Origin of the sequence: Chengkuizengella sp. SCS-71B (assembly GCF_040100845.1) — a bacterium.
GTDB lineage: Bacteria > Bacillota > Bacilli > Paenibacillales > KCTC-33759 > Chengkuizengella.
Map to the genome: position 1 here is coordinate 666005 of NZ_JAZHSH010000001.1, position 20644 is coordinate 686648.

At 32.5% G+C, this 20644-nt stretch carries 23 protein-coding genes; 21 read left to right on the forward strand and 2 right to left on the reverse strand.

The genetic code is table 11. The features are described from left to right. Window position 1 precedes the first annotated feature (1 nt). From leuB to VQL36_RS03315, 8 genes are all read left to right on the forward strand, one after another. Window positions 2-1081 carry a 3-isopropylmalate dehydrogenase gene (gene leuB, locus VQL36_RS03280; protein ID WP_349247939.1) on the forward strand — a complete coding sequence of 360 codons (1080 nt, stop codon included), beginning with the start codon at window positions 2-4 and terminating at the stop codon, window positions 1079-1081. 204 nt (window positions 1082-1285) lie between these two features. Continuing rightward, window positions 1286-1834, forward strand: coding sequence for a peroxiredoxin (locus VQL36_RS03285; protein ID WP_349247940.1), 549 nt, complete (start codon window positions 1286-1288; stop codon window positions 1832-1834). Window positions 1835-1961: 127 nt separating this feature from the next. Continuing rightward, window positions 1962-2411 (forward strand): TlpA family protein disulfide reductase, encoded by a 450-nt coding sequence (locus VQL36_RS03290; RefSeq protein ID WP_349251110.1) that lies wholly within the window; start codon window positions 1962-1964, stop codon window positions 2409-2411. Between the two features lie 152 nt (window positions 2412-2563). Next, window positions 2564-4393 carry a cation:proton antiporter gene (locus VQL36_RS03295; RefSeq protein WP_349247941.1) on the forward strand — a complete coding sequence of 610 codons (1830 nt, stop codon included), beginning with the start codon at window positions 2564-2566 and terminating at the stop codon, window positions 4391-4393. Between the two features lie 226 nt (window positions 4394-4619). After that, window positions 4620-5672, forward strand: coding sequence for a tripartite tricarboxylate transporter substrate binding protein (locus tag VQL36_RS03300; RefSeq protein WP_349247942.1), 1053 nt, complete (start codon window positions 4620-4622; stop codon window positions 5670-5672). 146 nt (window positions 5673-5818) lie between these two features. After that, a complete protein-coding gene (locus VQL36_RS03305) occupies window positions 5819-6277 on the forward strand; it encodes a tripartite tricarboxylate transporter TctB family protein (RefSeq protein ID WP_349247943.1) in 459 nt (152 codons plus the stop codon). 18 nt (window positions 6278-6295) lie between these two features. Further along, window positions 6296-7780, forward strand: a complete 1485-nt coding sequence (locus tag VQL36_RS03310) for a tripartite tricarboxylate transporter permease (RefSeq protein WP_349247944.1) — start codon at window positions 6296-6298, stop codon at window positions 7778-7780. 319 nt (window positions 7781-8099) lie between these two features. Beyond that, window positions 8100-9452: a hypothetical protein gene (locus VQL36_RS03315; RefSeq protein ID WP_349247945.1), complete on the forward strand. Its 1353-nt coding sequence runs from the start codon at window positions 8100-8102 to the stop codon at window positions 9450-9452. Between the two features lie 42 nt (window positions 9453-9494). Here VQL36_RS03315 and VQL36_RS03320 read toward each other — a convergent pair whose 3' ends face one another. Continuing rightward, on the reverse strand, window positions 9495-10175 hold the full coding sequence (locus tag VQL36_RS03320) for a response regulator (RefSeq protein WP_349247946.1): 681 nt from the start codon (window positions 10173-10175) through the stop codon (window positions 9495-9497). Between the two features lie 45 nt (window positions 10176-10220). Beyond that, window positions 10221-11822 (reverse strand): sensor histidine kinase, encoded by a 1602-nt coding sequence (locus VQL36_RS03325; RefSeq protein ID WP_349247947.1) that lies wholly within the window; start codon window positions 11820-11822, stop codon window positions 10221-10223. A 457-nt stretch (window positions 11823-12279) separates the two neighbouring features. Here VQL36_RS03325 and VQL36_RS03330 point away from each other — a divergent pair, with 457 nt between their 5' ends. The 13 genes from VQL36_RS03330 (at window position 12280) to VQL36_RS03390 (ending at window position 20631) form a co-directional block, all read left to right on the forward strand. Beyond that, a complete protein-coding gene (locus VQL36_RS03330; protein ID WP_349247948.1) occupies window positions 12280-12468 on the forward strand; it encodes a hypothetical protein in 189 nt (62 codons plus the stop codon). Window positions 12469-12716: 248 nt separating this feature from the next. Further along, window positions 12717-12857, forward strand: a complete 141-nt coding sequence (locus tag VQL36_RS03335) for a hypothetical protein (RefSeq protein ID WP_349247949.1) — start codon at window positions 12717-12719, stop codon at window positions 12855-12857. A gap of 622 nt (window positions 12858-13479) precedes the next feature. Continuing rightward, window positions 13480-14301, forward strand: coding sequence for a GNAT family N-acetyltransferase (locus VQL36_RS03340; RefSeq protein WP_349247950.1), 822 nt, complete (start codon window positions 13480-13482; stop codon window positions 14299-14301). Between the two features lie 387 nt (window positions 14302-14688). Beyond that, window positions 14689-15582 (forward strand): DMT family transporter, encoded by an 894-nt coding sequence (locus VQL36_RS03345; RefSeq protein ID WP_349247951.1) that lies wholly within the window; start codon window positions 14689-14691, stop codon window positions 15580-15582. A gap of 470 nt (window positions 15583-16052) precedes the next feature. Continuing rightward, complete coding sequence (locus VQL36_RS03350) at window positions 16053-16241, forward strand: S-layer homology domain-containing protein (protein ID WP_349247952.1); 189 nt, start codon at window positions 16053-16055, stop codon at window positions 16239-16241. Then, window positions 16238-16474: a hypothetical protein gene (locus tag VQL36_RS03355; RefSeq protein ID WP_349247953.1), complete on the forward strand. Its 237-nt coding sequence runs from the start codon at window positions 16238-16240 to the stop codon at window positions 16472-16474. The genes VQL36_RS03350 and VQL36_RS03355 overlap by 4 nt, the downstream gene beginning before the upstream one ends. Window positions 16475-16740: 266 nt before the next feature. Next, the gene (locus VQL36_RS03360) at window positions 16741-17214 is read left to right on the forward strand and encodes an 8-oxo-dGTP diphosphatase (RefSeq protein ID WP_349247954.1); all 474 of its coding nucleotides are present in this window, start codon (window positions 16741-16743) and stop codon (window positions 17212-17214) included. Window positions 17215-17315: 101 nt separating this feature from the next. Then, the gene (locus VQL36_RS03365; protein WP_349247955.1) at window positions 17316-17765 is read left to right on the forward strand and encodes a hypothetical protein; all 450 of its coding nucleotides are present in this window, start codon (window positions 17316-17318) and stop codon (window positions 17763-17765) included. A gap of 155 nt (window positions 17766-17920) precedes the next feature. Then, window positions 17921-18415 carry a hypothetical protein gene (locus VQL36_RS03370; RefSeq protein WP_349247956.1) on the forward strand — a complete coding sequence of 165 codons (495 nt, stop codon included), beginning with the start codon at window positions 17921-17923 and terminating at the stop codon, window positions 18413-18415. Between the two features lie 290 nt (window positions 18416-18705). Further along, window positions 18706-19167, forward strand: a complete 462-nt coding sequence (locus VQL36_RS03375) for a DUF3221 domain-containing protein (RefSeq protein ID WP_349247957.1) — start codon at window positions 18706-18708, stop codon at window positions 19165-19167. Between the two features lie 237 nt (window positions 19168-19404). Then, window positions 19405-19728: a GNAT family N-acetyltransferase gene (locus VQL36_RS03380; RefSeq protein WP_349251111.1), complete on the forward strand. Its 324-nt coding sequence runs from the start codon at window positions 19405-19407 to the stop codon at window positions 19726-19728. A 45-nt stretch (window positions 19729-19773) separates the two neighbouring features. After that, window positions 19774-20004 carry a hypothetical protein gene (locus tag VQL36_RS03385; protein WP_349247958.1) on the forward strand — a complete coding sequence of 77 codons (231 nt, stop codon included), beginning with the start codon at window positions 19774-19776 and terminating at the stop codon, window positions 20002-20004. Window positions 20005-20184: 180 nt separating this feature from the next. Next, window positions 20185-20631, forward strand: coding sequence for an NUDIX hydrolase (locus tag VQL36_RS03390; protein WP_349247959.1), 447 nt, complete (start codon window positions 20185-20187; stop codon window positions 20629-20631). The last annotated feature ends 13 nt before the right edge of the window (window positions 20632-20644 follow it).

The following is a 20644-nucleotide window of genomic DNA, read 5'->3' on the forward strand; positions in this document are numbered from 1 at the left end:
CATGTCTGATATAAAAAAAATCGCAGTTATAGCCGGAGATGGAATTGGTCCAGAGGTTGTGGCTGAAGCGGAGAAAGTCCTTAAAAAAACTGAAGAACTTTTTGGCTATAAATTTGAAACAGATCATGGGTTATTTGGTGGTATTGCGATTGATGAAAAGGGTACTCCACTCCCTCAAGAAACATTGGAAATGTGCAGAAACTCAGATGCAGTATTATTAGGTGCTGTTGGTGGGCCTAAATGGGACAATAATTCAAAGGAATTACGACCAGAAACTGGATTATTAGGAATTAGAAAGGAACTAGGTTTATTTTCTAATATAAGACCTGCTGTTGTTTTTGATTGTTTAAAGGAAGCTTCTACTTTAAAACCAGAAGTGTTAGATGGCACAGATTTAATCGTAGTTCGTGAATTAACAGGAGGTATTTATTTCGGGGAAAAATTTAGACGTGATACTGAGTTTGGTGAAGAAGCGGTAGATACTTGTGCTTATAATGTCATGGAAGTCGAACGTATTGTAAGACAAGCTTTTGAGATTGCAAGAACAAGAAGGAAGAAATTAGCTTCAGTGGACAAAGCGAATGTGTTGGAAAGTTCTCGTTTATGGAGAGAAACAGTGAATCGCCTTGCTCCTGAATATCCAGACGTAGAGCTTGAGCATGTGTTAGTAGATAATTGTGCGATGCAATTATTACGCAGACCTTCCAGTTTTGATGTCATTGTAACAGAGAATATGTTTGGAGATATTTTAAGTGATGAAGCTGCAATGCTCACAGGATCTATCGGTATGTTATCTTCAGCATCCTTAGGTGAAGGAAGTTTTGGATTGTATGAACCTGTACATGGCTCTGCACCAGATATTGCAGGGCAAGGAAAAGCAAATCCAATTGCCACGATCCTTTCTGTTGCCTTGATGTTTAAACTATCATTTGGATATCAAAAAGCTGGAGATTTAATCGAAAAAGCAGTGAAAGATGTGCTGGATGCCGGACATCGAACAGGGGACATTTCTACTGATCAATCTAATGCATTAAGTACTTCTGAAATGGGAGATCTAATCATAGCTGAAATGGAAAAATAATCCTATATTTTGATTAATTATAATAATTATTAAAAAAAAATGACTATAGTTATTGACTTTGGTTTTGTGGAGTGATAACATTTCTAATGTGAACAACATCACTTAGTAAAAATGATGGTATAGCCATTAAGCATTACATAAATTTGTTTTTTTGGTGCCTTCATTTGACTTAAAATATTATATTTTCTAGGAGGGGCTTTTTAAATGGCAGAACGTTTAGTAGGTAAACCAGCACCAGATTTTACAATGGAGACAGCACTAGGTAATGGAGATGATTTCAGCACAGTATCTCTTTCTGATTATAGAGGAAAATGGTTAGTATTATTTTTCTATCCACTAGATTTTACATTTGTATGTCCAACAGAAATTACAGCTTTAAGTGAAGCAAGTGGCATTTTTGAAGATCTTGATACTGAAATTTTAGGTGTAAGTACGGATAGCAAATTCTCTCACCGTGCATGGATCAATACTCCAGTAGATGAAAATGGACTAGGAAAATTAAACTTCCCATTAGCAGCAGACTTAACTAAATCTGTAGCTCGTGATTATGGTGTTTTAATTGAAGAAGAAGGTATTGCACTTCGTGGATTATTCATCATTGATCCTGATGGAGAGTTGAAATATCAAGTTGTAAACCACAACGATGTAGGTAGAAGTGTTGATGAAACAGTTCGTATTTTACAAGCTCTTCAATCTGGTGGATTATGTCCAGCTAACTGGAAACCAGGGGAAAAACAATTAACAGCTATTTAAGTATTACATTTAATAACCCTCTCTATCTGCATTCGTAGGTAAGAGGGGTTTCTTCTTTTTAAGTATAGTTAAGCAGAGTTTAAGGTTAGTTATTTTAAAATAAGCTGAGAGGTGAAAGATAATGCCAATGCGTTTGCGCACAGAGTTACCTAATTTTGAAGGTGTGACAGAATGGGTGAATGGAGAATTATCTAAAGATGATTTAACAGGTAAACCTGTATTAATCCATTTCTGGGCAGTTAGTTGTCATATGTGTAAGGAAAGTTTGCCACAAATCAATGAATGGCGAGAGAAATACGAGGCACAATATAACTTAACAGTAATAGGGGTACATATGCCTCGATCCGAAAAGGATACGGATATTGATATTGCGAAAGAAAACATTCAGAAATATGGATTAAAACATCCAGTTATGATAGACAATCAGCATGCCATTACAGATAAGTTCCAAAATGAACATGTCCCTGCTTATTATTTGTTTGATGAAAATCATCAGCTTCGCCATTTTCAAGCAGGTGAAAAAGGGCTTAAAATGGTTGAACAACGTATTAATAAAATTCTTTCCCCAAAAGAATAAAAAAAAGAGTGGAAAGATAATAATATGATCAAGAGCTGGTAAACTAGAGAAGAAACGAGTTTTTAGAGTTTTTTCTCTAGTTTTTTCAAAATAAATCGACAACATCTTAGAAAATAAAAGCTACGTATAGACTTAAGGAGGGAAATATTTAAGTGGAACATACTACTGAATTAACTTCTTTAATGATCGTTGTCACAATTGCTTTTCTGGTACCTATCCTGCTTCATCGGTTTCATTTAAAAATGATACCTGTGGTTGTAGCAGAAATTATTGCTGGTTTAATCATTGGTAAGAGTGGATTAAACTTAATTCATGAGGACCAATGGCTCGAATTGTTATCCTTATTTGGTTTTATATACTTGTTATTTTTAAGTGGATTGGAAATCGACTTTGCTTCCTTTAAGAAGAAAAAAACGGCCGAAGATAATAAAGCAAACCCGCTAATATTATCTTTAATTATACTAGTAGGTGTTTTCGTTGTATCCTATGGTTTGTCCTATACGTTATTATGGATGAACTTGATCGAAGATCCATTGTTAATGACTTTAATCATTGCGACGATATCATTAGGTGTTGTGGTTCCAGTTCTTAAAGAGAAGAAAATAACGGACACTCCACTCGGTCAAATTATTTTACTTGTCGCTGTTTTATCAGATTTTGCTACGATGATTTTACTAGCTGTTTACATAAGTTATCAGTCAGAAAATATAATGCAAATGTTATTGTTGTTAGTCTTTTTTGGACTTGTTGTATTTACATATTTATTCTTAAAGAACTTTGTTAAGGGCAAGTTATTTGAGGTGTTAAGAAAAAGCACAGCACAAATGGGAACAAGAGCTGTGTTTGCTTTGATATTGTTATTCGTTGTATTATCCGAAACCTTTGAAATTGAAAACATACTAGGTGCATTTTTGGCTGGAGTAGTGGTTTCTTTATTAGCGCCAGATAAAAAATTTGTTCATCAACTGGAGTCATTTGGTTATGGCTTTTTGATACCTATCTTTTTCGTCATGTTAGGAGTAAATCTTAACTTATGGGATCTATTTACTGATGCTAAAATTTTAATACTTATGCCGATGTTATTGGCAGCGATATTCCTATCAAAAATGATTCCTGTTTTGATTTTAAAAAGATACTTTCCATGGCGTGAAGTACTTAGCTCAGGGATATTACTTTCTTCAACATTAAGTCTTGTTATTGCCGCTGCAGCTTTAGCATTACAAATTGGAGCGATTGATGAGACGATGCATGGGGCTCTTATTTTAGTAGCTGTTATCAGCTGTTTACTCGCACCTATACTTTTTAATCAAATCTTTCCACCTCTCGTAAAAAAGCCTAAAATTATTTCCATTGTAGGTGCCAATCATATCACTTTACCAATATCTCAAGATATGATAAAAGAAGGGTATGAAGTAAATCTGTATAGTACAGAATCGAAAAATGATGAGTCGAAGGAAGAAGCATACAGTCGTTTTCCCCTTGTAGAAATTCCACATTTAGATGCTAAATCATTAGAGCAACAGGATGCATTTAAAACGGATATTATCGTATTTGCTACGATGGATGATGATATCAATTTAGAATTAGCTAGATACGCTAAAACACTTGGTGTTAGTAACATTATTGTTCGAATTGAAAATCCTGATTTATTTAAAAATGTACAAACTGAAGAAGATTTATCTTTATTTTCTACTCTATACGCATCCAGAACACTATTAAGAGCGTTGGTTGAACACCCGAGTGCTGTAAAATTAATTACTCATCATGATGGTTCTATTGGTGAAGTAAAGATGAATAATCAAACCTATCATGATGAATATTTATACAAGTTACCACTTCCAGGAAACATGTTGATCTTACGAATTTATCGTGGTGATTCATTTATTATTCCACATGGAAATACTCAGATTGAATTAGGGGATCGATTGCTTGTGAGTGGAGATGTAGAGAGTATATTGGAATTGAAATCTGAAGTAGAGTAAATCAACAATTCAACAATTGAATATTTTATTGAATGCAAAACCTCCTGAATTGGAGGTTTTTTCTTCGCCTTTAGGACTCGCAAATCGGTGAGATTCCCTCATGAACAATATGAACAAAATAAGCAAAATAGATTTATCTTTTAATATTCACAAAATATTCACTTTTAAAAAGTTATCAATTAAACTCTTACCTGTAAGCGATTACAAATAAGAGGGGATGGATTTTATGAAAAACAGAAAAGTTTGGTTTATGTTATTATTCTCATTTATTCTTGTTTTTGCAGCAGCTTGTGGAGGAGAAACTGGTGAACCAGAAACTCCAGCAGAAACGCCTAACAAGGAAGAACCTGCAACAACTGATGAATCAAAAGCCGAAGGATGGGAACCAAGCAAATCGATTGAAGTGGTTGCACCAGGTGGAGCTGGTGGTGGCTGGGATACAACTGCCAGAACAGTAGCTCAGGTTTTGACTGAAGAAGATCTTGTTAGTGAAGGAATGCCTGTTGTAAACAAATCAGGTAGTGGTGGGGCGATCGGATGGTCTTATGTAGATGGTAAACAAGGGGACAATCATACGTTGTTTGTTACTTCTTCTCCGATTTTATTAGTCCCTTTAAATGGGGGTTCTGAATTAACTCATAATGATTTTGAACCAATTGCTGGTGTAATTGCAGATTTTGGAGCATTTGTAACGAATGTTGATTCTCCATATCAAAACATTAATGATGTGATGGATGCACTTAAATCAGATCCAAGTTCTATTACAATAGCAGGTGATTCTTCCCCTGGAAGTATGGACCATATTCAATTTATAAAAGCAGCAAAAGCAGCCGGTGTTGATATTACAACTATTGATTATTTATCTGCTGGAGATATTGGCGGTATGACACTTGTACTTGGTGGGAGTGTCGATGTTTATTCTACAGGACTTGCTGAAGCAGCAGAACAAGCAAAAGCTGGAAAAGTACGAGTGTTAGCGATTACTTCTCCTGAACCATTGGAAGGAGAGGGGATCTCAGAATTTCAAACTTTAAGACAACAAGGAATTGAAGATGAATTCATTAACTGGCGTGGATTTATGGCTCCAAAAGGAATGGATTCAGAAGCGGTGAGTTATTATGAAAATGCTATAAAGTCTATGTATGAGACAGCATTATGGCAAGAAAGAAGAGACAACTTTGGATGGAAAGACAACTTTATGACAAGTACAGAGTTTGGGACATTCTTAGATGAACAATATACTATATACGAAAATCTTATGAAAGAATTAGGCCTATAAAGAGTCATCAGGGTAAAAGAGAGATAAATAAGAATAATGGGTGGCTTGTCCACCCTTCTTAAGATTTAAAAGTCATTTTTAAAAATGAAGTTTGATGATTTTAATTCACATTGTGGATGATTTAATACTTGTGGAAGGTGAGTAATATGCTAAACTCCTTGAATCGTAAAGTGTCTATCGTGATATTTCTAATTGCAACATTGTATCTATTTTATAGTTATCAAATTGAACCTTCTCGTTTTGCAAAAATTGATGCAGATGTCATGCCAAAAGGTTTAGGATTTCTGTTAATAGTACTGTCTGTTTTATTATTTATTGAAAATAAGGAAGAGACAGAACAAGAGAAGGCTAAGAGAAGCTTAACAAAAGAAGAAGTAGGGCTATTGTTGTTAATCGTTTTATTTGTAATTGGATATATTCTATTGCTTGAAATTATTGGATTTATTATTGTAACTATTTTATTCTTAACTGCTACATCAAGAGTTTTAGGTTATACGAATTGGATTAAAATGCTTATCGTTTTTGTTACATTTACCCTCGTCATTTATTTTTCCTTTAATGAATTATTAGGACTATCTTTACCATCAGGTATATTACCATTTTAAGAAGAGGAGGGGAACGTAATGGAAGTGATTGATAATATATTAAATGGTTTTGCAGTAGCTTTGAGTTGGAAGAATGTATTCTTTGTTTTTATCGGGGTATTAGCTGGTACTGTTATTGGAATGCTTCCGGGATTAGGGCCTATTTCAGCAATTGCTATAATGATCCCATTAAGTTATGGTATGGAGCCTGCGTCAGCTTTAATATTAATGGCTGGTGTTTATTATGGAGCTATATTTGGCGGCTCTACCTCATCTATTCTTTTGAATGCACCAGGTGTGTCTGGAACAGTCGCTACCTCATTTGATGGGTATCCTTTAGCAAAACAAGGGAAAGCAGGAAAAGCACTAGCTATTGCAGCGATCTCATCCTTTGGTGGAGGTACAATTAGTGTTTTTGCATTAATGTTGGTAGCACCGATGATGGCGAGTTTTGCGACTCAATTTGGGCCGACTGAATATTTTGCATTAATGTTTTTGGGTCTATCTGCCATTTCAAGTTTGTCGGAAGGATCAACAATCAAAGCATTAATTTCAGCAGTGATTGGTCTAATGGTTGCATCAGTAGGTAGAGATTTATTAACAGGAACTGCACGATTTACATTTGGATCTGTAAATTTATTAGATGGTATTGATTTTTTAGTTATCGCATTAGGATTATTTGCTCTTGCTGAAGTCACGAATTTAGTATTAACAAGGAATAAAGTAAATACAGGTAATGAATCAGAGGTTGGTAGTTTGAGAATTACTAAACAAGAAGCAAAGGAGATCTCAGGTCCGATTGCTAGACACTCTGTGTTAGGATTCATTATAGGTGTTCTACCTGGTGCAGGTGCAACGATTTCTTCATTTTTATCTTATATTGCAGAAAAGCGAATTTCTAAAAATCCAGAATCTTTTGGAAAAGGCAATATTAAAGGATTAGCCGCTCCTGAAGCTTCAAACAATGCAGCTACGAGTGGTGCTTTTGTTCCATTGTTAACTTTAGGAATACCTGGATCAGGCACAACCGCTGTTTTATTAGGGGCTTTACTAGTGGCTGGAGTTACACCAGGACCTCTATTAATGCAAGATGAACCGAATGTGTTTTGGGGAGTCATTGCAAGTATGTATCTTGGAAACATATTTTTGTTGATTTTAAACTTACCGTTAATTCCATTGATTGCAAAAATCTTATACATTCCAAAACGTCTTTTAATTTCCTTAGTTATCGTTTTTTGTTTGATTGGTGTGTACGGTATAAGTTTTAATACGTTTGATTTATATTTATTATTGGGATTTGGGATATTAGGTTATGTGATGCGGCTTTTATCCTTTCCAGCTGCTCCACTTATTTTAGCTTTTATTTTAGGTGGAATGATGGAAACATCTTTCCGTCAAGCATTAATCATTTCAAAAGGTGATTATTTAACCTTTATACAAAGTCCAATCTCAGCTGTTTTAATTGCTGTATCCGTTTTATCACTTCTATTGCCATTGCTTAAAAGTAAAATGAAAAAAAGTTAGAATTAAAGCTGTTATAAAAATAACATGAATTACTTGCCTAGAGTTTAAATTTAAATTTTTTCAATTTTCTAGTAAAATTATCCCTACTTTAAGTATATAGTGCTAAAGTAGGGTTTTTTATATTTTTTAAATAAAAATATGTATATTTAGAAATTATCACTATAATTTAATGGAAAATTTAGGGTTGAATTGATATAATTAAGTGAAATTAATAATGTTCAGTTGTTTTATAGCATTTTGTGATGAAGAAAATCGGTATGGACAGTTTTGTTGTTTTAACTACTTGTCTTCTATATAAAAGAGTAAGGAGTGGTTTGATGTGAAAACCAATTTATCGTTAGATATAGAACTTAGTAAAGTAATGAAAGAACTCCATATTTATTGTTCATTGTTAGATAATGAGAGTGCTCATTTAGAATCATTATTTGAAAATTTTCCATTCCAAACGACCTTGGACTATTATCACAAAGTTGGTAAACATTTTGTTGATGAAGAGATTCTCAACAAATTATTACAAATTGAGGAAAAAGTAAATCATCGATTAGCAGGGGATAAATCTTTTTATTCATTTTTATTGCAACAGTTTTTAGTCATGCTGCTAGATAAACATAAAGGGATTTATGATTACCATACTTATACGGGAACTAGAATTATTTCAGAGTTAGTTAATCCAGATGACTTAGAATTTATTGAGTATTTGGAGGTTCAAATTTTACATCTAGCTGCGATTCTATCTGATATTATTCGTTTTGAATGCCATACATTAATTGGAGCTGATAAGAGGTTTCAAAGGAATTTATCTTCTAACGATCATCGGAAGCGAATTATTTTTCATGTTTTACGTGCCATGAAAGTGTATGGTCCATTTTCACTTACTTTCCAATTACCTAAAAACTTAGACGAGACATTAAAAATTTTGCAAACTGAATTGGATTCTAATGAAACATTGAGCAAGAAACTTGCTGATATGATACTTAAAGTAAGTGAAGATGTTTTATCACAACTGCCGGAGACTTCATTAAAGGCTTTAAATTTAATTATTATGCCAGTTCATACAATTCATGATGAGTATATGTTTATTAGATGTTTGCAAAGTTTGGAAACTATTTTCAGTATTGTAGTGAAAGGATTTCAAACTTGTCTCTCGCAAATTCAATTTCAAAAATTTAAAGAATCTATAGCTATTATGGAGATGCTTAAAGCTATATTTGACTGTGGTCCTGCATTGTTTAGAGTAGTAATGATGATGGAGAAAGATAACTTTGCTGCTTTTCGTATTTATACAGAGGGTGCGAGTGCAATACAGTCTAAGCAGTATAAAATGATTGAGATTCTAGCAGCAGATCCATTGAAAGAGCGCTTAAATTCGCCAGCCTTCGATTCTGTCCCTAGTATAAAAAAAGATTATTTAAAAGGAAACATTTCCAACTTTGAAACTTATATGCGAGATTATTTGACAGATGAGTCCATTTGCAAGCAACCTATTTTTGAAGAATGGATTGAGTGTATGAAGCGGTTTGAAGAGACATTCATATCTTGGAACAATATGCATTTTAAGATGGCCGTCAAAATGATCGGTAATGAACAAGGTACAGGTTATACACTAGGACCTTCATATTTGGAGAAATATGCTTCAAGAAAATTATTTCCGTTTCTCCATGAAAATGAATAAAAAGAAGGAGAGAATGCAACTATAATTCTTACTCTTTATTTATTATAGAAAATATCTTCTCTCAGGGCGACCAACACTTCCATATGTCAATTCTGCACGGACCTCCCCAATGGATACCATATATTCTAAATATCTACGGGAGGTAGTTCGGCTTACACCGATTTTTTTTCCAAGTTGCTCAGCAGTTATACCGTTTACTTCATGTTTAATATGATTTTTTATTTTATCTAGCGTTATAGGGTCAATTCCTTTTGGAATAAGGTATTCAGATGGCTTGGTCTGTTTATGAACAGTATCAAATAAATGATCAACTTGTTGTTGATCTACATGACTCATCGTTGATATTTGTTCTTTATAGCTTTTATATTTTTCTAAAGTTTGTTGAAAACGCTGGAAAATAATCGGTTTAATGATATAGTCAATTGCCCCACCTCTAATGGCGCTTTGCACTCTTTCTACCTCTTTTGCAGCCGTGATCATGATGACATCGGTATTCCTGTACTGCTGACGTATAAACCATAATAAGTCAATGCCATTTCCATCAGCAAAATAAATATCTAATAAAACTAAGTCAGGATGCAGGATGTCAATCATTTCTTTTGCCTCAGTTAAATTTGTGGATATCCCACAAACTTCGTATCCAGGAATCTTTTCTGTAAAACGACGATTGATTTCTGCTATTTTTAGATCATCTTCTACAATAAATACCCGAATGTTCTGCATGTAACTGCCTCCTTTTTCTTAAGAGTAGGGATATCTCATCATTGATTAATGTTCACTTTTTTGGGTGCTCTTAGGTAGAACTACTGTAAAAACTGTTCCCCCAATATCACTTTTTGATGTTGTAATATAACCATTTAAATATTTTACTGCATTATCTACGAGATATAAACCGATTCCTCTATCATTACCATCTTTGGTGCTGAAACCTTTTTGAAAGATATATGGTAAATCTTGTTCATCTATACCTAATCCAGAATCTTCAACTTCAAAAATAAGGTCATTACCGATGTCCGTCATAAATACTTTGACTATTTTATTTTTATCGTTAGCTTTAGTAGCTTCAAAAGCATTATCAATCAAGTTCCCTATAATTGTGACAATTTTTTCTCGATTGATTTCATGAGGAATATCCTTCATGCTGCTTTCATTGTCAATAATCATTTCTATTTTTAGCTCTTGTGCAAGATTGTATTTACCCAGTAATAAGGCTGCAATCATTGTTTCTGGAATGGCTGACATTAAAAATTCGACTAAGTTTTGATGGTCTGTTGTTTCTTTAGTAATAAAATCAATAGCTTCCTGATAAGACGCTAATTGAATCAAACCAGAGATTGTATAGAGTTTATTTGAGTACTCATGAGTTTGTGCTCTTAAAGCTTCAGCATAGGATTGAGCTTGCGAAAGTTCATTTGTTAACTGATCAATTTCAGTTTTATTACGAAAACTGGAAACAACACCGACAATCTGATTTTTATCAAAAATAGGGACGCGATTTGCAATGATATCGTTTGTTCCAATCTTTAGTTCCTGATTAAACTGACTCTTTTTAGTTTGCAAAACGTCTAACATTTTAGTATGTGGTAAAACTTCTAATATATTTTTTCCTATAATATTTTCTGAAGGGTGTTTATTTATGATTTGATACGCTTTTTGATTTACTAATGTGATGTTCCCATCTGCATTGATGGCTATAATGCCTTCATGTATGGATTCTAAGATTGCATTTTTTTCTAAAAATAAACTGGCAATTTCCCTAGGTTCTAAACCGAATATTGCTTTCTTAAATCCTTTTGAAATATATAAAGCACCAACAATTCCGATGAAAGAAACAAATATCGTTAGCAATAATACTTTCCTTTGATACGAATTTAAAATCAGTTCTATATCTTCAATTAAGAAACCTACGGACACAATTCCTATAATTTCACCAGCATCATCAAAAATCGGAGTTTTCCCTCGCAATGATGGACCTAATGTACCTGTAGCTTTAGATGTATAGGATTCACCATGAAGTAATGCTCGATCGTTATCTCCTCCAACCATTGTTTGTCCAATACGTTCTTCTACAGGATGAGAATACCTAACAGAATCAATATTACCAATAACAACAAATTGGGCACCTGTTTGAATACGGACTTCCTCAGCAAGAGGTTGAATGATAGCGGAGGGCTTTTCAGATTTAAATCCTTCCCTTATTTCAGGCATGATAGCAACAGTTTTTGCTATGTTTAAAGCACGGCTGCCTATTTGATCTTCTAAGCTGTTAGAGATAAAATAGGCAAACACACTGCTTAGAATCACGATGACAAAAACGAGTAAAGTTAAGATTAGTAGTGCCATCTTAGTTTGAAGTTTTAGAGGTTTCATGAAAAACAACTCACTTTACTGGATAGTTGTTAGATTAAGAGTTTATGGTTATTGTTCACTATTTCGATTGTTTTATTGGTATTTATATTGTATCAAATAATAGTGAGGAACAGTTACACTTTGTTTCTATTGATAAATTTCACTTCTTTTTTTGCATCTTCTGTTGATTTCATTGAATATTTTCCTACTTCTTTTGTAGCGTCACCTTTTTTCATCCTTCATTATATTTAGGTTTGTATTTTCTACATTTGTCAATTCCATGTAATGATCCGGCTCTATTGACTAATAAACTTATTTGGTTAAATCTGTAAAATAAGAATATCCACCACTAAGTATCTTTAGTAGAATTAAAGTATCTCATTTATTTTATACCCAATTTATACCCAATTTCTGGTATAAAATTTATGTATTATATTAATATTTTTTTAATAAAATTAAATTGGGGGGTGTTTATTTAATGAGAAGAACATTGGTTGTATTTTTGACAATGATATTATTCATGTCCACCTTTTCCTCAATTGTATTTGCAGCAGAACCTCGTAGTGTACATAGTTGTGGTGAAGTCTCTGTAACTTATACTAAAAATTATGATAGACATGTATACCAATTAGATCCGTGTGATGGGGAGGGGTGCAGAGAGAAGTAATTCATTAATATTTTTTCAAGAAAGTGCTTTATTTAATGAAAAAAGTATTGGCTGAGTTTTTGACATAGATTTTAGAGCTTTTCCTCAATTATTTCTACAGGACCTTATAATGGGGGGGAGTGATTGTGGTGAAGTTTCTACAACTCATACTTATTATATTGAGATATTTAAATGATAAGAATTAGAAACATGTCCAGGTTATCCTGAGAAATGATTATTATTAAGTTAAGTTTGGAGGTGTTCATGTAATGAAAAAAATATTGATATTTTTTTTGACAGTGATATTAATAATGTCAGCCTTTCCCTCAATCGTATCTGTAACCCCTGATAGAAATGTATATGCAGGTGGTGGTCCGTGTAATCATCCGAATTGTGGAGGTATTAATTAGAACAAAGTTGACTGATGAGAATATCTTAAAAATAGCCAAAAGTAGGTATTACATTGAAATGTAGAAATAAAGGGGTGGTACATAATTCCATGAGTTTTGGAACACATAATACAGGTTGTTTTTGGTAAAAAAGTTTTAGTAGCATAAATGTCTATTTTATTGAACTTTTTTATAACTGAAATAACAGATAGCTTAGCTAATGAGAACTTTTTAACTTTGTTCCACATTTGGACCATATTGTTAAACAAAGTGATTTGTATGTTACGAGGTATGCTAACAGGATAATGTTGGATGAAAATATTAAAACAATGAAATTGAATTTCAGGATGAAAAAGTGAAGAAAAACTACCCTTAATATAGTAGAAATATAAAAAGCTGATTTCTGTAAGAAGAAAATGGGCTCTTTTTTTTGCGAAGAGGGATCCTAGTGTGAATGACGTATGGCAACGATTCTTAGTATAGACCGCTACATCTTCGGTGCATCTTTTTTATAAAGGTTTAACTTTATTTTAAAATCACAGAATTGGGTAGTGGGATTAAACCATCCTTTCAACTTGTTATTTTGTTTCAACTGTAAAATTTTTGTTATAATTAAATAATATATAGAAGAGGGAGAATCATTATGCTTAGTCAACATAATTTAACTCAAATAAAAGAATTACAGGAAATCTGCGAAAAAGAAGAACCGATATTATTGAAATTAAATTGGGATTTATTGAAAACTCGAAAGGAAGAAGAGAAGAGAGATTTCTTCTACAAGGAGAATGGTAGATTAGTCGGGTATTTAGGACTATATTGGTTTGGTACAAAAATAGAGATTTGCGGAATGGTGCACCCCAAACATCGAAATAAAGGCATCTTCTCAAACCTATTACAAGAAGCTTTAACAGTATGTGACAGGGAAGAATTCTCTAACATTTTATTAAATGCTCCTGCTGCGTCTATTTCAGCAAAATATTTTTTGGAAACCAAACAATATTTATATCGTTTTTCTGAATATCAAATGAAATGGGCGCAATCCTCATTATCCTCTTCAACGGATGTTGTGATTCGAAAAGCAAAAAAAGAAGATCTACAATTAGAAGTAGAGTTAGATGTACGATGCTTTCAATTTGATCAAAAAGATGCTGAAAACTTTAACTTGAGAGTTAAAAAGGAAGAAACACGGTTTTTTTATATGATTGATTATGCTGGACAAACTGTTGGGAAAATAACAGTAGATCATTCAAATGATGAAACATGGATATATGGATTTGCCATATTACCAGAGTATCAAGGAAGAGGAATTGGACGTAAAGCATTAATGAATATGGTTTTGTTTGAACAAAGAAAGGGATTTCCAATCTTTTTAGACGTAGAAACTTCAAATAAAAATGCTCTGAAACTATATACAGATTGTGGTTTTGAAACTTATAGTGTTCAGGACTATTATGAAATAAAGTGAGAATGTTGTTAGAAGCAATCCTTTGTACTTTAACGATGTATTACTCCTTAAGCAATGGTGAATATTTTGTGGGTTTTCAAGGGAGTAAATATCTTATTTTTGCAATTATGAAGTTTCTTTAAATAATGCATAAAAACTTATCGATGCTCTATTTTAAAATCATAATAATAGTTTAAATCATTTATAAGTTTACTAATTTAACTGAGAATACTCTGAGACAAGTTGGGAGGGATAAGTAATGAGATTATATTTCGATATTTTTGAAAATGATCAACCATCCAATATTCATGCCTAAGTTGGGGATGAATATAAATGATAAACAGTTATGCCTCATCTTAGGGAAAAATCCATTTTAAAAATCCCTTAATAGATGGAGGTTTTATAATCATGAAACGAAATTTACTTGGTGCAATATGTTTATCTTTAGCAGCTAGCATATGGGGTGGAATGTATGTAGTTAGTAAATATGTTTTAGCATTTATTCCACTATTCACGTTGATGTGGTTGCGTTATATTATTGCTTTTGTTTTTTTATATGGTATTTTAAAATTAACTCAAAGAAAAAGGAAAAAACGTGAAACTATAAAGAAAAAAGATTGGATACTAATAGGATGGATTGGTTTCATAGGCTATTTTATTTCAATTTCTTTTCAATTCATCGGTACAAAATTATCTGATGCACATACAGGGGCACTAATTACCTCAACTACACCTGCCTTTATTATAATCTTTGCAAAATTTGTGTTAAAAGAAAGATTAACGATTAGAAAAGTTATATCTTTGGTTTTAGCAACAGGTGGAGTTTTTATTGTCATTGGCATGGATAATCATATTGGGAGCTATCTTTATGGTAGTGTATTATTAGTAGGTGCTTCAATTACATGGGCATTACTTTCAGTTTATGTGAAAATTGCTTCTAAACGATTTTCAATTTTAACGATTACAACATATGCCGTATTATTTGCACTTTTATTTACAACACCCATCATGTTGTGGGAAATTCAAGTAGATACAGGATATTATCAAAACTATTTAATTATTTTGAGTATTATTTATCTTGGGTTAATTTCAACTGCTGGAGCTTTTTTCCTCTGGAATAAGGGAATGGAATTGATGGAAGCAAGTATTGGCTCATTGTTTTTCTTTTTACAACCTATTGTTGGTTCTTTTTTGGGTTGGTTTTTACTAAGTGAAAAGTTAGATGTTAGTTTCTTTATCGGTGGAATATTAATTTTAGTAGCTGTTATGCTAGTTACTTATAAAAAGAAACAGTTAAGTTGAAAGATGATAATATCTGAAAGCTCAATTATAGTGAATTTTGTTAATGCTCAGATAAGAGCAAATAGTATCATTAATGATTCACAAGCTACACTACCATTACAAAAAATCAATTATTAGATCAAAAGTAAAACCCTTAGAACTTGTTTTGAAAATTAAGAATTCTCAAAACAAGTTCTTTTATTTACAACATACCTTTTGATTTTTCAATCATTTTTGTCTATCAAAGAAAAGATAATATTATATTCGCCACTGCAACATGAACAAATCTGCTCATCTTCGGAAAGACGGTATTCAACCGTTTCCATTGGTAAGTCTTCCAATTTTGTTTCACGTTGCCCACGCTTTTTACTACGATAGGTGATCTCTTCAGTAGGTAAAGAAAAGATTGAAAACCTATCAGCAAATTTACTGGTGTTACAGAGAGCGAATTTAAACCAAGTCAGTCAACTACAAGAGTTGAATTAGCAACAATGCTTGTTCGAAGTCTAGACTTGAAATCGCCAAATGATTATTCTACTACATTTATTGATGTACAAGGTAATGAATGGTATGTTAATGAGTTAAATGCAGCAGTAAAAGCAGGTTTAATAACAGGTTATGAAGATGGAATCTTTAGACCAAACGATATAACTTTACTCGAGAACAAGCTGCAGTCATGATTTATCGGGCATTAGAGTGGGTCGATTCTGATAAGACAGAATTAAATAGTAGAATTCAAGCTAGCAATAAGTTTAAAGATTATGAGACTATTAGTAGCTGGGCTCAACAAGAATTGAACGTAGTAACACAAGCTGGAAACATTTTAGGTAAAGCAGTCAATATATTGATCCAAAAGCAAATGCAACAAGAGCTGAAGCAGCAACAATGGTTGAAAGATTTTTACAAACGATAAACTTTATAAACTGAGCAATGGAGAAAAGTATTACTTTGTCGTGACAGCGATGGATGAATTGAATTCAGTTAAATTAGATTAGGTTATCCGATAAGCGGTTGAATATACGGCTTGAGGATAACCTTCTTTAGATTTTCTCCATCTTCCATACTATGGCGCATTTCTCTAATAGAGAAGCGCCTTTCTTTATGAATGCGACCATATTTGATATTATGTAAAGACTACAAAGGAATAATGTAGTAATTATGTAAATATGGGAGAAAAAAATGGGACGAGATATAACTTATAAGATATGGACAGTGGTTATGATTCAAGATGGTGATAAAGTATTGCTACTAAATAGACAACATGACCATTTTGAAGGGTTTCTTCCTCCAGGTGGGAAAATAGACTTTCCTGAGAGTTTTGTAGATGGGGCTATTCGTGAAGTAAGAGAAGAAACTGGACTTAAAGTAAGTAATCTAGTATTTAAAGGGATTTCTGAATTTGTTAATCCCACTGTTAACAAACGATATACAATGATGAATTATTGGACAAAGGACTATAAGGGGGAATTATTAGCAGACCCTCCTGAAGGTGAAATTCATTGGGTTAAGATTGAGGAAGCAAAGGATTTGCCGATGCAAGAAGATATTAAAATAAGATTTGATTTATTTTTTGAACCTGGAACATTCGAAATTCAAACTGTCTGGAATGAAGAAAAAAATGGTCCTGAAGAAGTATTTATTAAAAAAACATAATTTGATCTTCCACAATGGCGCGTTTATTGAATTCTAAATTTGTCCTTATCGGGTAAAATTCAAGAGGTATTCACCCAACAATTAAATAAGGTGGTGTCAAGTTGAAAGGAATTATTACAATACTTGTATTAATTATATTACTTATCACATCTTGTTCGAGTGAGGAAAGAATTAACTATGAATATACATTTATAGGGGAAGGGAACTACTGGAAAGGTAAATTTATTTCTAAAGGAACTGAAGTATGGGGAGAAGAAAGCGGGAGAACCACTTATGATCATAAACATAATGATGAGTTTATATTGGAATTCAAGGATAGAGCTATAAAAGAAGTATCATCGCTGAATAACCTTGAATACTCATTCAAAACCTCTGCTGGAAGTGGGAGTGGAAGTGAAAATATAATATTTATTGAACCGTCTAAAGGATTAGAAATTATACATCAAAGTGGTGGAACAGGTGTAAAAATTAATCAAGATGAAGGTATACAGGTAACAGTCAAATGGGATGAGTATGAAGAATCATTTGTATTGAATAATAAAGATAAATGATTAATATAGAATAGGGAAAATTCTAACATTCAACAAATGGTGTATTTCTGGAAAAAGACATATAAAGCTGTTTTTGTTAAGTTTATTACTCATAAGCAAAGGATTTAATATGAAAAGAATTATATTACTTTTAAGAGGTAGAGGAGTAATGAGCAATGAAGAAGAAAAATTTTAAAAATGTGTTCATTGGAATTGTTGTCATATTGTTTTTACTTTTTATTTTTAAAAATTTTAATGATTATAGGGAAGGAAATTTAGCTGATTTAATTATATATGAACAAGAAATACTTTTTGGACTAGGATTTGCTGAAGGTAGTAACAAGTCTCCTCGATCAAATTGGAAATCAACGTGGTTAGAAGATGATAAAGAAACGGTCGAAAAATTGATAGACTTCTTAAGTCAGTATCAAGTAAAAAAAATTAACAGCAAACAATATGATGAAGAATTTAATCAAAAAGATAAAAGCGTTGAAGAAGAAATCTTTGAATTTGAAATCTTACATAAAGGGAATACTGGTACAAGCATGTATTTACTAGGGGATCGTATCCATATTAGAAACAAAGGTTATTACGATGTACTGAATGGACCAATAGATTCGGATTGGCTTTCAGATTTTTTTAAAAAGATTTATGAACGAAATAAAGAATAAAAAAAGAGTTGATCTTGAGGTTTAAGTTAAGATTATTCAGCAAACTAGCGGTTTTCTTTACTAGCGCTTTTATTTATGATTTGACCATAATGTATTATAAAGTTTAAACATATCAAATGGAAGATATTCTTATTTACATTGAGACATAACAAGTAGTTTTTTCGTTTAATAATACAGGAGGTAATGGTACTTTACTGTTGTTAATAGAGAAGGGATAATTAATCTGTATGAAAATTAAATGTTTGATGTTGTGTTTGACTTTATTAATATTAAGTTCATGTTCTGGAGAAATGAATAAAGATGAAGGGTTTTTAATGATAGATATACAAGGCCAATTTATTACAAAAATTGAAAAAGATAAGATACTTGTTGTAAGCAATGTTCCACAGGATTTTAGTGAAGATGGAGGAGTTAAGGAGTATTATGATGCTACTTGGCTTTTTAATGTTGGACGTAGTGACCTAAAAATAGGACAAAAAGTAGAGTTTACAACCAAAGGAATAACCCTGACTAGTTATCCCGGTCAAGTGGAACTTGATCAAATTAAAATTATTAAAATTCAGTCACCCAATACAGCAAATTTAACGGTTGAAGAGGTTTTACGCAAGGCAATAAATAGAAGTTCTCAAATTAATGTTTTTGTTCTAAAAGGGTTAGCATTTGATGAGAAAGGAAGAAAGTGGTTAGTTCGCTTTGTGGACGGTTTTGAGAAAGAGAGTAAGGAAATGAATTTGGAAATAATTGATCGCTAGTTAGCACTAGACTAAGCTATATTGGTAGTTGATAATCAAGTTTTATTTTAATTCGACATTTACTTTTCAACAATATGCGCATTTCTCTAAGAGAAGCGTCTTTCTTTATGGTAAGGACCAGATGGTGTAAGAAGTTAATTGTAAAGTATATCCTTAAACTAACGAAGTTAGATACATGAAGTAATAGAAAAGTTCGCTACTTCTTTTATACCTAAAAAAGAATTATTTATTGAGAACATCAGCTTTTTACTTTCAGACGAGTCTGTTCTCTTGAGGGTAGCAGAATATGAAATCAAATTAATAGGTTACTGTTTAGGATTTGATCATTATACTTTTTACGCTAATGGTCGTGTATCATGGATAGAAGAAATTATGATAGAAGAAGTATATCGAAATGAAGGCATTGGAACAAAACTTATAAATTGTTTTGAAGGATGGACAAAAATAAACGGAAAAATTAGGTTGGAATTCACAAGTGTTAATCTTACTAAAAATCCATATTCTGATAAAAACAATGGAAATCTCAGGGACCTATTTTTAGCTTTAAGTGCAATATTTTAAGGTTATCAAAAGACACCGGAATTATTTTCTCCAATTATAAGTGGAATGATCAGGCAGCGATCAGGTTTGGATAACATACCAAAAGAACACTATACCTATTTGGGTGGTGGATTGAAAGATCTAATATTAGATGTTGGTATACTTGGTAATTTTACAGAACATCCTGTTCTTTATGTGATAGCTGGAAAAGACGTTCCAAGTCGAAAAGTTTCTGATAAATTAGTATCACAATTTTTACATAAAGTTTATTGTGACTGGATGAAGGTATACAATTAACTTAGTCCAGATTGCTGAGGAACGTTTATGGTTGAATGAGGGATTGACAGTGAAATAACTATTTAGTATACTCTCTTTTTTATATATTAATTTAGACTGAGTAATTATAGAGTTGATAGAATCGATATCAGCAATGCAAAATTAATCTATAAATTTTAATGATTGGAGTGGTGGATACTGATGAGTAATCTATTACAGGTTAGAGTAACAGGAATACTGATTGAGAATGGAAAAATTTTGTTAGTTAAACAGAACGTTACTTCAGATAGAATTTGGTCTTTACCTGGTGGACGAGTCGAACAAGGAGAAACTCTAGAAGAGGCAATTATAAGAGAAATAGAAGAAGAAACTGGACTCACCACGAAGGTTTTAAAACTTTTGTATATCTGTGATAAACCTGAAGCCTCACCTTCCCTGCTACACATAACCTTTTTGCTTAAACGGATAAAAGGAAATATACGTCTTCCATCTAATGAGTTTGACAAAAACCCAATTAGTGAGGTATTAATGATTCCAGTCAATGATCTAGTTGAGCACGGATTCTCTGAAAAATTTATGAGTATTGTACAGGGCAATTTCCCTGACTCAGGTAGTTACAAAGGTTTAAAATCTAATATTGGATTATAAGGAGGCATCACAT